The organism is Stenotrophomonas sp. LST15-1-1.1 (assembly GCF_040815575.1).
Classification (GTDB): Bacteria; Pseudomonadota; Gammaproteobacteria; order Xanthomonadales; family Xanthomonadaceae; genus Stenotrophomonas; species Stenotrophomonas lactitubi_B.
This window is the reverse complement of the sequence record NZ_JBFPNJ010000023.1, coordinates 269,330-283,732: the sequence shown is the minus strand read 5'-3', so window position 1 is coordinate 283,732 and position 14,403 is coordinate 269,330. Positions and strand designations below refer to the sequence as shown.

10 protein-coding genes and 1 riboswitch are annotated in these 14,403 nt (G+C 65.6%); of the genes, 7 read left to right on the top strand and 3 right to left on the bottom strand.

Annotated features, from left to right (window positions below):
* Nucleotides 1–178: 178 nt before the first annotated feature.
* Nucleotides 179–850: an ion channel gene (locus MRBLST15_RS11575; RefSeq protein ID WP_099821631.1), complete on the bottom strand. Its 672-nt coding sequence runs from the start codon at nucleotides 848–850 to the stop codon at nucleotides 179–181.
* Nucleotides 851–951: 101 nt separating this feature from the next.
* Nucleotides 952–2,796 (bottom strand): phosphomethylpyrimidine synthase ThiC, encoded by a 1,845-nt coding sequence (thiC, locus tag MRBLST15_RS11570; RefSeq protein WP_265954401.1) that lies wholly within the window; start codon nucleotides 2,794–2,796, stop codon nucleotides 952–954.
* Nucleotides 2,797–2,889: 93 nt separating this feature from the next.
* Nucleotides 2,890–2,991, bottom strand: a riboswitch (TPP riboswitch).
* Between the two features lie 267 nt (nucleotides 2,992–3,258).
* Here thiC and MRBLST15_RS11565 point away from each other — a divergent pair.
* Nucleotides 3,259–4,836 carry a BCCT family transporter gene (locus MRBLST15_RS11565; RefSeq protein ID WP_312705190.1) on the top strand — a complete coding sequence of 526 codons (1,578 nt, stop codon included), beginning with the start codon at nucleotides 3,259–3,261 and terminating at the stop codon, nucleotides 4,834–4,836.
* Between the two features lie 563 nt (nucleotides 4,837–5,399).
* Here the strand turns inward: MRBLST15_RS11565 and ggt are convergent.
* A complete protein-coding gene (ggt, locus tag MRBLST15_RS11560) occupies nucleotides 5,400–7,118 on the bottom strand; it encodes a gamma-glutamyltransferase (RefSeq protein WP_367785963.1) in 1,719 nt (572 codons plus the stop codon).
* 688 nt (nucleotides 7,119–7,806) lie between these two features.
* Here ggt and ilvC point away from each other — a divergent pair.
* The 6 genes from ilvC to MRBLST15_RS11530 all read left to right on the top strand — a co-directional run bounded on the left by ilvC (nucleotide 7,807) and on the right by MRBLST15_RS11530 (nucleotide 14,351).
* A complete protein-coding gene (gene ilvC / locus MRBLST15_RS11555; protein WP_265954382.1) occupies nucleotides 7,807–8,781 on the top strand; it encodes a ketol-acid reductoisomerase in 975 nt (324 codons plus the stop codon).
* A gap of 37 nt (nucleotides 8,782–8,818) precedes the next feature.
* Complete coding sequence (ilvG, locus tag MRBLST15_RS11550) at nucleotides 8,819–10,555, top strand: acetolactate synthase 2 catalytic subunit (protein WP_230113253.1); 1,737 nt, start codon at nucleotides 8,819–8,821, stop codon at nucleotides 10,553–10,555.
* Nucleotides 10,539–10,790 (top strand): ACT domain-containing protein, encoded by a 252-nt coding sequence (locus tag MRBLST15_RS11545; RefSeq protein ID WP_089236730.1) that lies wholly within the window; start codon nucleotides 10,539–10,541, stop codon nucleotides 10,788–10,790. Before ilvG ends, MRBLST15_RS11545 begins: the two co-directional genes overlap by 17 nt.
* Nucleotides 10,791–10,886: 96 nt before the next feature.
* Nucleotides 10,887–11,978 (top strand): threonine dehydratase, encoded by a 1,092-nt coding sequence (locus MRBLST15_RS11540; protein ID WP_312705370.1) that lies wholly within the window; start codon nucleotides 10,887–10,889, stop codon nucleotides 11,976–11,978.
* The gene (locus MRBLST15_RS11535; protein ID WP_367785962.1) at nucleotides 11,975–13,561 is read left to right on the top strand and encodes a 2-isopropylmalate synthase; all 1,587 of its coding nucleotides are present in this window, start codon (nucleotides 11,975–11,977) and stop codon (nucleotides 13,559–13,561) included. The genes MRBLST15_RS11540 and MRBLST15_RS11535 overlap by 4 nt, the downstream gene beginning before the upstream one ends.
* A 10-nt stretch (nucleotides 13,562–13,571) precedes the next feature.
* On the top strand, nucleotides 13,572–14,351 hold the full coding sequence (locus tag MRBLST15_RS11530; protein WP_367785961.1) for a class I SAM-dependent methyltransferase: 780 nt from the start codon (nucleotides 13,572–13,574) through the stop codon (nucleotides 14,349–14,351).
* The last annotated feature ends 52 nt before the right edge of the window (nucleotides 14,352–14,403 follow it).

Below are 14,403 nucleotides of genomic sequence, written 5' to 3'. Positions count from 1 at the left end.
TTCCGCACAAAGCATCGGCGCATACCGCAAAAAAAACGAAGCCTCCGGATATTAGCCTATGCCGGTTACCTCGCCTATCGCGTGGTCGACATCAGGCTCTCTCTCGCCGACGCATTCACATAATAAGCATCATCATTCGCGCCCTTGCGGGCGCGATATTTTTATCTGGCGTTCATTTTCAGAAGCGTTTCAGCATGGTCAGGCCGACCAATCGCGAAACCACCAACGCTACATACATGACGCCGGAAAACTGCTCCAGCATCACCAGCGCGCGGGCCTGCGGATGCAGTGGCACAACATCACTGAGACCCACCCCTGACAATAAGCTGAAGCTCAGATAAAGCAGCTCCATCCAGGTGCGCTGCGGCCCACCACTGGCGCCCTGGAAACTGCCCGGATACCACTGCTGACATACGGCAAAGGTAAAAGCGAATGCCCACGCCAACAACGTGAACGTAGCGCCAGCGGCAAACAGTTCGTCGCGGGTCACCTTGTGGTCCTGCAGCATGTACGCGATCAGTGCGCCAGCGGTATAGAAGTACAGCAGGCTTTCCAGCAGTTGTGCGGTGATGCCCAGTGCCGGCCGGTCGAGCAGTGCCGCAGAGAGGGAAAACACCACCGCCGGGATGGCCAGCACCAGCGCCAGCCAGGTTCCCAGCGGGCTGCGCTGCACCACCCACAGGGCCAGGCCGAGCACGGCCATGCCGAATACCCCCACCGCCGCGCGCCCGGCAGCGGTTTCGTCCAGCGCCGGGTACAGCAGCACCGACAGCAGCTGTGCCCCGAGCAGCCAGGCAGAGGGATGACGGCGGGCGATGGCCAGCCAGCGGGTGGTGACGGCAATGGGCATGGTTCCTTGTCCCCGGGGAACGATGGGCCGAGGATAGCGGCATGTCGGTGAGATGGGTGATGGGATGACGCCGGGCATTACCCGGCGCTGCCCCACTGCGATCAGCCCTGCTGGTACACCTCGGCGCCGGCAGCACGGAACTGCTCGGACTTCTCCTGCATGCCCTTCTCGGCATACTCGCGCACGTCCTGGGTGATCTTCATCGAGCAGAAGTGCGGGCCGCACATCGAGCAGAAGTGGGCCAGCTTGTGCGCGTCCTTGGGCAGCGTCTCGTCGTGGAATTCCTTGGCCTTCTCCGGGTCCAGACCGAGGTGGAACTGGTCGTCCCAGCGGAACTCGAATCGCGCCTTGCTCAATGCGTTGTCGCGCACCTGCGCGCCGGGGTGGCCCTTGGCGAGATCGGCCGCGTGCGCGGCGATGCGATAGGCCATGATGCCGTCACGGACGTCCTGCCGGTTGGGTAGGCCCAGATGCTCCTTCGGCGTGACGTAGCAGAGCATGGCGGTACCGAACCAACCGATCATTGCCGCGCCGATCGCACTGGTGATGTGGTCGTAACCCGGCGCGATGTCGGTGGTCAGCGGTCCGAGCGTGTAGAACGGTGCCTCGCCGCACTCGCGCAGCTGCTTGTCCATGTTCTCCTTGATCAGCTGCATCGGCACGTGGCCGGGGCCTTCGATCATGGTCTGCACGTCGTGCTTCCAGGCGATCTTCGTCAACTCACCCAGCGTTTCCAGCTCGCCGAACTGCGCGGCATCGTTGGCATCGGCGATGCAGCCCGGGCGCAGGCCATCGCCCAGCGAGAAGGTCACGTCGTAGGCCTTCATGATTTCGCAGATGTCTTCGAAATGGGTGTAGAGGAAATTCTCCTTGTGGTGGGCCAGGCACCACTTGGCCATGATCGACCCGCCGCGGCTGACGATACCGGTGACCCGCTTGGCGGTGAGCGGCACATAGCGCAGCAGCACGCCGGCGTGGATGGTGAAATAGTCCACCCCCTGCTCGGCCTGCTCGATCAGGGTGTCGCGGAAGATCTCCCAGGTCAGCGCTTCGGCGCGGCCGTCGACCTTCTCCAGCGCCTGGTAGATCGGCACCGTACCGATCGCCACCGGCGAATTGCGGATGATCCACTCGCGCGTTTCGTGGATGTGCTTGCCGGTGGACAGGTCCATCACCGTGTCACCGCCCCAGCGGATCGCCCACACCAGCTTTTCCACTTCCTCGGCAATACCCGAGGACACCGCGCTGTTGCCGATGTTGGCGTTGATCTTGGTGAGGAAGTTGCGGCCGATGATCATCGGCTCGCTTTCCGGGTGATTGATGTTGTTGGGCAGCACCGCCCGGCCGCGGGCGATTTCCTCGCGCACGAATTCCGGGGTGATGATGTGCTGGATCGATGCGCCGAAGGATTCACCGGGATGCTGCTGCAGCAGTGCGGCATCACGGATCGCCTCCAGCCGCTGGTTCTCGCGGATGGCGACGAATTCCATTTCCGGGGTGATGATGCCGCGACGCGCATAGTGCATCTGGGTGACGTTGGCACCGCCACGCGCGCGGCGTGGCAGGCTGCGCGCTGGGAAACGCACCGGATCCAGCTTGGGATCGTGCTCGCGCGCGCGGCCGAACGAGGAGCTGAGACCGTCGAGCTGTTCGGTGTCGTTGCGCTCCTCCACCCACGCACGACGCAATGCCGGCAGGCCTGCGGAAAGATCGATGCGCACGTCCGGATCGGTGTATGGGCCGGATGTGTCGTAGACGGTGACCGGCGCGTTCTCTTCGCCACCGAACACGGTGGGCGTGCGGGTCAGCGCGATCTCGCGCATCGGCACCTGCAGGTCCGCGCGCGAGCCGGCCACATGGATCTTGCGCGAGCCGGGGATGGGCCGGGTCACGGATTCGGAGAGTTGCTGGGCCTGTTGCTGCAGGGCAGAGAGCTGTGCGTTCATCGGGCATCGTCCAGGAAGGTCAGGGACGAAGCGGCGGCGCACTGCGCCCGCGCCCGGACGGCACCAAGGCGTTCCTTGGGCGGGATCGGGGCACGGCTGCATTGCAAAGCTTCCCTACGCCGGTATGAGCCGGATCAGGTTCCAAGGGACTATCTCAACCGTGGCCACAAGGCCGCGGTACCCCCGCTTCTTGGTGCGCATTAGAGCATAGACCGCCTGCCTCCGGGGTTGCCCCCGGGCTCAGATCCGTTTTCCTGCGGAGAACGGATCTGAGCCCAATCGCCATTCGTTAACAGAACCGTGACGTCGCATTCAGTAACGTGCACGCGCGCCGCACCGCCGCAAGCGGTGCTTTCCCTGCCGCCATCGCGGCTCCTGTCCGGTGCGCGCACGCTGTCACCGGCCCACTCCCTGCAAGCTTTTGCTCGCTCCCCTCAATCCCTTGATCGGAGAAGCTCCTTCATGGTGTTTCGCATTTCCATCGCACTGGTGCTTGCCCTGGTGCTGCTGGCCGGCCTCGCGCCTGGCCCCTTCAATACCGTTGTGCAGGCGGCGCTGGCCGATGTCATCCGCAGCGTCGGTTGGCTGTACCTGCTGGTCGTATTCCTGGCACTGGTATTCCTGATGTACCTGGCGTTCGGCCGCTTCGGCAACCTGCGCATCGGTGGCGAAGACGCCGAGCCCGAGTTTTCGCGCGCCAGCTGGATGTCGATGCTGTTCGCTGCCGGCATGGGCATCGGCCTGGTGTTCTGGGGAGCGGCCGAGCCGATTTCGCACTTCACCAAGCCACCGGAAGGCCTGGCACCACAGAGCATGGATGCTGCGCGTGCGTCGATGCGCTATGCGTTCTTCCATTGGGGCCTGCATCCGTGGGCGATCTATGCACTGATCGGACTGGCGATGGCCTGGTTCCAGTTCAACCGCAATGGACGCGGACTGGTCAGCGACATGCTGCAGCCGATCATCGGCCGCCACCACCGTGGGTGGATCGGCCGCATCGTCAACATCGCAGCAGTGGTCGCTACGGCGATCGGCGTGGCGACGACGCTCGGCTTCGGCACCATCCAGATCGCTGCGGGCGTGGAGCGCGTGTTCGGCCTGCAGGCTACGGTGCCGGTGCAGATGACCATCATCGCCATTGCCTTCGTGCTGTACATGGCCTCCACCGCCAGCGGCGTGGAGCGCGGCGTGAAGTGGCTGTCCAACTTCAACCTGGCGCTGGCGGCACTGTTGGCCGCAACCGTACTGGTGCTGGGGCCGACCGGATTCATCTTCGATACGTTCACCACCACGCTGGGTTCCTACCTCAACCAACTGGTGACCATGAGCCTGCGCATGTCGCCGTTCTCCGGCAGCACCTGGGTGGCCGACTGGACGATCTTCTACTGGGCCTGGTGGATTTCCTGGGCACCGTTCGTGGGCTCGTTCATCGCGCGCATCTCGCGCGGCCGCAGCGTGCGCGAGTTCGTGATCGGCGTGGTGCTGGCACCGACGCTGCTGGGCTTCTTCTGGTTCGCCGTTTTCGGCGGAACGGCCTTGTGGGCGCAGATATTCGGCCATGCCGACCTGGTGCAGGCACTTGGCAATGGCTATGAGACGGTGCTTTTCACCCTGTTCGACAGCCTGCCGGCGTCGCTGATGCTGTCGGCGGTGGCGTTGGTGCTGCTGATGATTTTCTTCGTGACCTCGGCCGATTCGGCGGTACTGGTGTTGGCCAGCATGTCCACCGACGAAGCCGGCGATCCGCCGCTGAAGCGCAAACTGGCGTGGGGCATCGCGGTCGCGTTGATCGCGGCGGCATTGCTGCTGGCCGGTGGCCTGGATGCACTGCAGGGCATGATCACGATCGCAGCGTTGCCATTCGCACTGCTGATGGTGCTGGTGATGGTGTCGCTGTATCGGGTGCTTGACCAGGAGTACACGCGCGAGCGCCGGCAGACGCAGCGCCAGCGACGCATGATCGATGCGTGGATCGCGCGGGAGATGGCGGCGCAGGAAGAGACCCAGGCGGAGGCGGCGCGCGCGCAGGATCAGGATTGAAGGTGTTTTGCAGCCTGCGGCTGCACCGCTTTTCTCAAGCAACGGCAAGTGCAACTTCAAAAGCCAAAGCGGCTCTGGGTTACTGCTGGCTGGGCGAGGCGGTGTGGGTGGGCAGGACACGCCGTAAACCCATCCCTGGGGGCTCGATGGCGCCATCCATGGCGCCAACGGTCCTGCCCACCCACACCGCCCCACCCCCGACAGATTTCCGGTGACGGTTGGTTCTCCACGCCATGCGTGGATGAGGTGTATCGGAAAACAAGAAGGGGTCGGATCCGTTTTCCTGCGGAAAACGGATCCGACCCCAACCATCAGCACGCGGCTGTTGCTGTTGCTGTTGCTTTTGATCTTCTTTTTTTTTCCTGCGGTGGCGGCCGCAGAAAACTGTCAGAGGCCGGGTGGGTGGGCTGGGCGGGGGTGTCAGCCGCATGGATGCGGCTGCCAAGCCTCCAAGGACGGATTCACGGCGTCCCCCGACCAGCCCACCCGTCCGGCCCAATTACATGATCCCGCATCTACGAACCCCCACCGCAGAGGGGGCTGAGCCCGGTGGCCGGAAAACCTCAATACCCCGCCGCCTGCCCATCCTTGCGACTCTCCGACGCGCCGTAATACACGCCCGTGTCCGGATCACGCAGGATCGCCTGGTAGCCGCCGTACGGACCATCGGCAAACACCACGCGGTGCCCCTTGCGCATCAGCGCACGCACCGTCTCGTACGGGAATCCGGTTTCCAGATTCACCTCACCGCCATCGGTCATCGCCGTCGCCTGCCCGGTCGGTTCGGTCGAGCCCTCGTGCTGGATGCGCGGCGCATCACCGGCTTCCTGCAGGTTCATGCCGAAGTCCACCAGGTTCATCACGATCTGCGCGTGCCCCTGTGGCTGCATCGCGCCGCCCATCACGCCGAAGCTTGCATATGGCTTGCCGCCCTTGGTGATGAAGGCCGGAATGATGGTCTGGAAAGGACGCTTGCCCGGTGCGTAGCCATTGGGATGATTCTTCTGCAGCACGAACATCTCGCCGCGATCCTGCAGGATGAAGCCCAGCCCCGGCGGTGCCATGCCGCTGCCCATGCCGCGGTAGTTGGACTGGATCAGCGACACCATCATGCCGTCGGCGTCGGCCACGGTCATGTAGATCGTGTCGCCCTCTTCCAGCTGCTTCGGTGTACCCGGCTGCACTTCCTTCAGCGCCTTGTCCATCGAGATCAGCGCGCGGCGCTGCGCGGCGTAGTCCTTGGAAATCAGCTTCTGTACCGGTGCCGGCTGGAACGCCATGTCGGCGTAGAAGCGCGCGCGGTCGGCGAACGCCAGCTTCTTCGCTTCCACGAACAGGTGCACGTGTTCGGGCGAGCCGAACGGAATCTTCGAGAAGTCGTAGCCTTCCAGCACGTTGAGGATCTGCAGCGCGGCGATGCCCTGGCTGTTCGGCGGCAGTTCCCACACGTCATAGCCGCGGTAGTTGCTGCTGACCGGTTCAACCCACTCACCGTGGTGGTCGGCCATGTCCTGGTAGCTCAGGTAGCCGCCATTCTTCTTGAAGTAATCGCCGATGGTGTGGGCAATGTCGCCCTTGTAGAAGGCATCACGCCCGCCGTCGGCAATCTTCTGCAGGGTGTCGGCCAGGTTCGGGTTCTTCCACATCTCGCCCTTGCGCGGAGCGTGGCCGTCGACGGTGAACTGCTCCCTGAAACCCGGATACTGCGACAGCTTCGGCACCGAGCGATCCCAGTAATAGGCGATCGCTTCGGCAACAGGATGACCCTCGCGCGCATAGCGGATGGTCGGCGCCAGGTTGTCGGCCATCGGCTTGCGGCCGAACCGGTCGTGCAACGCGAACCAGCCATCCACTGCGCCCGGCACCGATACCGGCAACGGGCCGGTGGCCGGAATCTCCTTCAGACCACGGCGCTGGAACTCGGCCAGGGTGAGCGACTTCGGCGAGCGGCCGGAGCCGTTGTAGCCGTAAAGCTTCTGCGTCTTCGGGTCCCACACGATGGCGAACAGGTCGCCGCCGACGCCATTGCCGGTGGGTTCCATCAGGCCCAGCGCTGCGTTGGCCGCAATGGCGGCATCGACCGCCGAGCCACCGCCCTTCATCACGTCCAGCGCGATCTGGGTCGCCAGCGGCTGCGAGGTGGCGGCCATCGCATGCGGGGCGATCACCTCCGAACGGGTGGCGAAGGTGTGGCCGGTGATGCGGTCGGCAGCCTGGGACAGCACGGGCACGGCAGCCAGCACGGCAGCCACCAGCAGGGAACGGGCAAGGCGTCGGGACACGGTCGGGTTCCGAATGGAAGGGTGGTAACCGATCTTCGCTGCTACGGCGATCAGGGGCCATCGGGCATAGGTCATGGACGGCCGCCCTTCGGTGGCTGCGGATCTTGGTCCGCAGCCAGCAAGACAGAATCACCCCGAATCCGCGCAAAAAACCCGTTGAAAAGAGTGAATTCGGGTTCACCGAAACACTTTCAGCGGCAACCATCCTTGTGCCACAAGCGATTGCACTGCATGCAGCGGAAACTGACGGGAATATCGCTGCGAGGGTTGACAGCGCGGAAACGGCTGTGGTTTTCTCGATCACATGTTGCATCACAACACGCCACCGCGAACCCACATCGAAGCCGCCGATACCGGCGCCGCCTCGCTGCGTTCGATTCTTGTGCTCGTACTTATTACCCAACCAACAGGTGCGGGACGAGCCAGCGTGTAAGCAGCAAATACACCGGAACTCTTCAAAACCCGCACCCGCCCAGGTGCGGGTTTTTTCATTTCAGGACCTGGTTTCAGACGCAACCACCATGACCAACGCCCATTGCACAACCCAGACCCGCTGCACCACGAATCCTCGTGGTGGCAGTACCTGTGCGACGCGCGGCGCTGCCCTCCCCGCTTTTCCCTGACCGGCCGGTACGTCGATTCGACTGCCGGCCGTCTTTTTTCTTCCCACCCGCAAGGAACCTCCCCCATGAGCACCAACGATCTGCCCCAGACCAAGATCGCCGTCATCGGCTACGGCAGCCAGGGCCGCGCGCACGCGCTGAACCTGCGTGAATCCGGCTTCGATGTGGTGGTAGGCCTGCGTCCGGGCGGCCCCACCGAGGTCAAGGCGCAGGCCGATGGCTTCACCGTGAAGGCACCGGCCGAGGCGGTGAAGGATGCCGATCTGGTCGCGGTGCTGACCCCGGACATGGTGCAGAAGAAGCTGTACGAGGACGTGCTGGCGCCGAACATGAAGCAGGGCGCGGTGCTGTTGTTCGCGCATGGCTTGAACGTGCACTTCGACATGATCAAGCCGCGCGATGACCTGGACGTTGTTCTGGTCGCACCGAAGGGCCCGGGTGCGCTGGTCCGTCGCGAATATGAAATCGGCCGCGGCGTGCCGTGCATCTGGGCGGTCTACCAGGACAAGAGCGGCAAGGCCGCCGAGTACGCACTCGCCTATGCAGGCGGACTGGGCGGCGCGAGGGCCAACCTGATCCAGACCACCTTCAAGGAAGAAACCGAAACCGATCTGTTCGGTGAGCAGGCGGTGCTGTGCGGCGGCGCTTCGGCGCTGGTGCAGGCGGGCTTCGAGACGCTGGTGGAAGCCGGCTACCAGCCGGAAATCGCCTATTACGAAGTGCTGCACGAACTGAAGCTGATCGTCGACCTGTTCTACGAAGGTGGTATCTCGCGCATGTTGGAATTCATCTCCGAAACGGCGCAGTACGGCGATTACGTCAGCGGCCCGCGCGTCATCGACGCCGGCACCAAGGAGCGCATGAAGGAAGTGCTGAAGGACATCCAGGACGGCACCTTCACCAAGAACTGGGTGGCCGAGTACGAAGCGGGCCTGCCGAACTACAACAAGTTCAAGCAGGCCGACCTGGAGCATCCGATCGAGAAGGTAGGCAAGGAACTGCGCGCCAAGATGGTCTGGTTGCAAGGTCAAGCCGCGTAACAACGCGGCACCCCCACCCGCTCTGCAAGGTTCCCCCATGAACTCTCCCACACACCGCAGCGCGCCGCCCAACGGCGCGCGCTGGCTGACCCAGGCGCTGGAGGCCGAGGGTGTCCGTACGCTGTTCGGCTACCCGGGCGGCACCATCATGCCGTTCTACGACGCGCTGGTGGATTCGTCGCTGAAGCACATCCTGGTGCGCCATGAGCAGGGCGCGGCGCTGGCCGCCAACGGCTTTGCACGCGCCAGTGGCCAGGTTGGCGTCTGCGTAGCGACCTCCGGGCCGGGCGCGTCGAACCTGGTCACCGGCATCGCCGATGCGATGCTCGATTCGGTGCCGATGGTCTGCATCACCGGCCAGGTCGCCACGCCGCTGCTGGGCACTGATGCGTTCCAGGAACTGGATGTGTTCGGCCTGACGATGCCGATCGTCAAGCACAGCTGGCTGGTGCGCAGCGTGGATGATCTGCCGCGCGTGGTGGCCGATGCCTTCCGCATCGCCCGCGAGGGCCGTCCCGGCCCGGTGCTGATCGACCTGCCCAAGGATGTGCAGCTGGCCGATGCCAGCCACCTGCCGGCGCATGTGCCGGCCAGCGTGGAACCGCCGCCGGCCGCCGCCGACGCCGCCATCGCCGAGGCCATCGCCGCATTGGCTGCGGCCGAGAAGCCGGTGGTCTATGCCGGTGGTGGCATTGCCCTGGGCGATGCCGTGCAGGACCTGCGCGCGTTCGTCGAAGCCAGCGCCATCCCGACCGTGATGACCCTGCGCGGGCTGGGCGCGCTGCCTCCCCAGCACCCGCAGTCGCTGGGCATGCTGGGCATGCATGGCACCCGTGCGGCAAACATGGCCGTGCAGGAGAGCGATCTGCTGCTGGTGCTGGGTGCGCGTTTCGATGATCGGGCGACCGGCAAGCTGGCCGAGTTTGCGCCGTTCGCCCGCGTGGTGCACATCGACGCCGATGCGTACGAAATTTCCAAGCTGCGCAGCGCTGATGTCGCCGTGCCCGGCAACGTCGGCCATGCCATCCGCGCCCTGCGTGCGGCCTTCCCCTCCCCCAAGGCCCACCAGGACGCATGGCGCAAACGCTGCGCACAGCATCGCGATCGCTTTGCCGCGCGCTACGACGCACCGGGCCAGCACATCTACGCCCCGGCGCTGCTGAAGCGCCTGAGCGAGCTGGCACCGGCCGATACGGTGATCGCCTGCGACGTCGGCCAGCACCAGATGTGGGTCGCGCAGCACTGCCGCTTCAATCATCCGCGCAATCACCTGACCAGCGGTGCGCTGGGCACGATGGGCTTCGGCCTGCCGGCGGCGATGGGCGCGCAGTTCGCCTGCCCTGAGCGCACGGTGGTGCTGGTGTCCGGCGATGGCAGCTTCATGATGAACGTGCAGGAGCTGGCGACCATCGCCCGCTGCCGCCTGCCGGTGAAGATCATCCTGTTGGACAACAGTTCGCTGGGCATGGTGCGGCAGTGGCAGGAGCTGTTCTTCGCCGAGCGTTACAGCGAGATCGATCTGTCCGACAACCCGGACTTCGTCGCCTTGGCCAAGGTATTCGGCATCGCGGCCACGCGCATCGATGCACGTGATGACGTTGAAGGCGGCCTGGCCGCACTGCTGGCCGAGCCCGGCCCGGCACTGCTGCACGTGGCCATCGATGCGCGCGCGAACGTGTGGCCGCTGGTGCCACCCAATACCGCCAACAGCACCATGCTGGAAAGCAACCCTGCACATGCACGCCAGGAGATCCCCAATGCAATACCGGCTTGACCTGGTGCTGCAACCGGCCGAAGGCGCGCTGCTGCGCGTGATCGGCATGGCCGAACGCCGCGGCTTCGCACCGCGCGCGATCACCGGTGCGCCGGTGGCCGCCGATGATGGCCGTTGGCACCTGCAGCTGGTGGTGGACAGCCAGCGCCCGCCGGAAACACTGTGCCGGCAGATGGAAAAGATCTACGACTGCGTTTCGGTGCAGATGACCGCACTGGAAGGAGTATCCGCATGAACGCCCGTACCGTATGCAACACGGTGCCGGTACGGAGGCGTCTTCTTCGCCGCCCGTGCCCGCAGGCGCTGGTCAGCAACACCCTGCTGGTGGCCCATGCCGGCCGCTGATGCCAGCACGGAAAGCGATGTCGGCGACGTAACCGTTGCCGACGTACTGGCTGCGCAGGCCCGCCTGCGCCGCTTTCTGCCGCCCACTCCGCTGCATCATGCCGAGCGCTTTGGCACCTGGCTGAAGCTGGAGAACCTGCAGCGCACCGGTTCGTACAAGGTGCGCGGCGCGTTGAATGCCCTGCTCGCCGCCCGCGAACGTGGCGATACCCGGCCGGTGATCTGCGCCTCGGCCGGCAATCACGCGCAGGGCGTGGCCTGGGCCGCCTATCGCCTGGATGTGCCGGCCATTGCCGTGATGCCGCATGGCGCACCGGCCACCAAGATCGCTGGCGTCGCCCATTGGGGCGCGACGGTGCGCCAGCATGGCAACAGTTATGACGAGGCCTACGCGTTCGCCGTCGAGCTGGCGCAGCGCCACGGCTACCGCTTCCTGTCCGCGTTCGACGATGCCGATGTCATCGCCGGCCAGGGCACCGTCGGCATCGAGCTGGCCGCGCATGCGCCGGACGTGGTGATCGTACCGATCGGCGGTGGCGGCCTGGCCTCCGGCGTCGCTCTGGCACTGAAGTCGCAGGGCGTGCGCATCGTCGGTGCGCAGGTCGAAGGTGTCGATTCGATGGCACGTGCAATCCGCGGCGATGTGCGCGAGATCAATCCTGTGCCGTCGCTGGCCGATGGCGTGCGGGTGAAGATCCCCGGTTTCCTGACCCGCCGCCTGTGCACCTCGCTGCTGGACGATGTGGTGATCGTGCGCGAAGCCGAACTGCGCGAAACGCTGGTGCGGCTGGCGCTGGAAGAACACATCATCGCCGAGGGCGCCGGTGCGCTGGCGCTGGCCGCCGGGCGTCGCGTCGCCGGCCGCCGCAAGTGCGCGGTCGTCTCCGGCGGCAACATCGATGCCGGCGTGCTCGCCGGCCTGCTCACCGACATCCGTCCGCGTCCGCCACGCAAACCGCGCCGACGCCGGGCAGAAACTCCGCGTTCGCCCAGCAAGGCGACCGCCACCGCGTTTCCAATGCCTTCCCCTTCCCCCCTGCAAGCCGTCGCACCCGCTGTCGAGGAGATTTCCCTGTGACCACCATCGAACGAATTACCACCCCGCGCATCCGCATCTTCGACACCACCCTGCGTGACGGCGAGCAGTCCCCTGGCTGCAGCATGAGCCCGCCGCAGAAACTGGTGATGGCGCGTGCGCTGGACGAACTGGGCGTGGACATCATCGAGACCGGCTTCCCGGCCAGCTCGCAGTCCGACCGCGAAGCGATGGCCCTGATCGGCCGCGAACTGCGCCGCCCGAGCCTGAGCCTGGCGGTGCTGTCGCGCTGCCTGCAGGCGGACATCGAGACCTCGGCGCGCGCACTGGAAGCGGCGGCCAACCCGCGCCTGCATGTGTTCCTGTCGACCAGCCCGCTGCACCGTGAGCACAAGTTGCGGATGACGCGTGAGCAGGTACTGGAATCGGTACGCAAGCACGTAGCGCTGGCCCGCTCCTACATCGATGACGTGGAGTTCTCGGCCGAGGACGCCACCCGCACCGAACTGGATTACCTGATCGAGGTCTCGCGCGTGGCGATCGCTGCCGGCGCCACCACCATCAATCTGCCCGACACCGTCGGCTTCACCACGCCGGAAGAAATCCGCACGATGTTCCAGCAGGTCATCGCGGGCGTCGCCGATGTGCCGAACGCGGGCAACGTGATCTTCAGCGCGCACTGCCACAACGACCTGGGCCTGGCCGTGGCCAACTCACTGGCCGCCATCGAAGGCGGCGCGCGCCAGGTCGAATGCACCGTCAACGGCATCGGTGAACGCGCCGGCAACTGTTCGCTGGAAGAGATCGCGATGGTGCTGAAGGTGCGCCAGGCCTTCTACGAGCAGGACACCGCCATCGATACCCCGCGCATCGTCGGTACCTCGCAGCTGCTGCAGCGCCTGGTCGGCATGCCGGTACAGCGCAACAAGGCCATCGTCGGCGCCAATGCCTTTGCCCATGAATCGGGTATCCACCAGCACGGCATGCTGCGCCATCGCGGCACCTACGAAATCATGCGTCCGGAAGACGTGGGCTGGGAAGACTCGCAGATGGTGCTGGGCCGCCACAGTGGCCGTGCTGCCGTCGAAGCGCGCCTGCGCGCTCTGGGCTTCTGGCTGGAAGAAGACGAGCTGAAGCTGGTGTTCGAGCAGTTCAAGGGACTGTGTGAGCAGCAGCGCGTGGTCACCGACGCCGACCTGCAGACGCTGATGCAAGGTGGTTCCAACGCACAGGGCTACCGCCTCGCCTCGATGACCATCAGCGATGTCGGCAGCCGCGCCAATGCGCTGGTCGAACTGTCCGACCCGGACGGCAACCGCGTAGCCGAGACCGCGCAGGGTGATGGTCCGGTCGATGCCCTGTTCGGCGCCCTGTCGGCCGCCACCGGCGTGCAGCTGATGCTGGACAGCTACCACGTGCACAGCGTCGGCATCGGTGCCGATGCACGTGGTGAAGCCAACCTGAGCGTGCGTCACGAGGGCGTCGAGTACGACGGCACCGGCACCAGCAAGGACATCATCGAAGCCTCCGCGCTGGCCTGGCTGGACGTAGCCAACCGCCTGCTGCGCCAGCGCCAGGCCAACGCCGGCGTCAGCACTGAAGCACCTGCCACCGCCACCGCCTGAGGAATGTGAGATGAGCGCCTTCGACACCGCAACCGCCACCGGCAGCGCTGGCCAGCAGTGGAATGCCCAGGACTATGCGATCGACGCCGGCTTCGTGCCGACCCTCGGTGGCGCCGTAGCGCGTCTGCTCGACGCGCGTGCCGGCGAGCGCATCCTCGACCTGGGCTGTGGCGATGGCGTACTCACCACCGAACTGGCCCTCAGCGGCGCACACATGCACGGCGTCGATGCTTCACCGGAAATGGTGATCGCCGCCCGTGCACGGGGTGTCGATGCGCAGGTGATGGACGGCCACGCCCTGACCTTCGACGGCGCGTTCGATGCGGTGTTCAGCAACGCGGCGCTGCATTGGATGCCCAACCCGGACCGCGTGCTTGAAGGCGTGCGCCGCGCCCTGCGCCCGGGTGGCCGCTTCGTCGCCGAGTTCGGTGGCCATGGCAACGTGGCCACGATCGTTGCCGCCGTGCAGGCCGCGCGCGTGGCCCATGGTCATGGCGCCAGCACATTCCAGTGGTACTTCCCCACCGCCGATGGCTACGCCGAACGCCTGCGCCAGCATGGCTTCCAGGTGCAGCTGACCGAATGCCTGCCGCGCCCGACCGCGCTGCCGACCGGCATTGCCGGCTGGCTGCGGGTATTCGCCGCACCGCTGTTGGACGACCTGCCGGCCGAGGCGCGCGCCACGGTACGCGATGCCGCCACCGCCCTGCTGGCCGACCTGCCGCGCAACGCCACCGGACAGCCGCTGGCCGACTACGTGCGTCTGCGCGTGCTCGCGCGGCGCCGCTGACCTGACCCTGTTACTTTCTCTTCGATGTCCGCTACTTCGTACTCCTGCCAGG

Coding starts and splice junctions, on each gene's coding strand:
- MRBLST15_RS11575 (WP_099821631.1), bottom strand. CDS start 850: ATGCCCATTGCCGTCACCACCCGCTGGCTGGCCATCGCCCGCCGTCAT.
- thiC (WP_265954401.1), bottom strand. CDS start 2,796: ATGAACGCACAGCTCTCTGCCCTGCAGCAACAGGCCCAGCAACTCTCC.
- MRBLST15_RS11565 (WP_312705190.1), top strand. CDS start 3,259: ATGGTGTTTCGCATTTCCATCGCACTGGTGCTTGCCCTGGTGCTGCTG.
- ilvC (WP_265954382.1), top strand. CDS start 7,807: ATGAGCACCAACGATCTGCCCCAGACCAAGATCGCCGTCATCGGCTAC.
- ilvG (WP_230113253.1), top strand. CDS start 8,819: ATGAACTCTCCCACACACCGCAGCGCGCCGCCCAACGGCGCGCGCTGG.
- MRBLST15_RS11545 (WP_089236730.1), top strand. CDS start 10,539: ATGCAATACCGGCTTGACCTGGTGCTGCAACCGGCCGAAGGCGCGCTG.
- MRBLST15_RS11540 (WP_312705370.1), top strand. CDS start 10,887: ATGCCGGCCGCTGATGCCAGCACGGAAAGCGATGTCGGCGACGTAACC.
- MRBLST15_RS11530 (WP_367785961.1), top strand. CDS start 13,572: ATGAGCGCCTTCGACACCGCAACCGCCACCGGCAGCGCTGGCCAGCAG.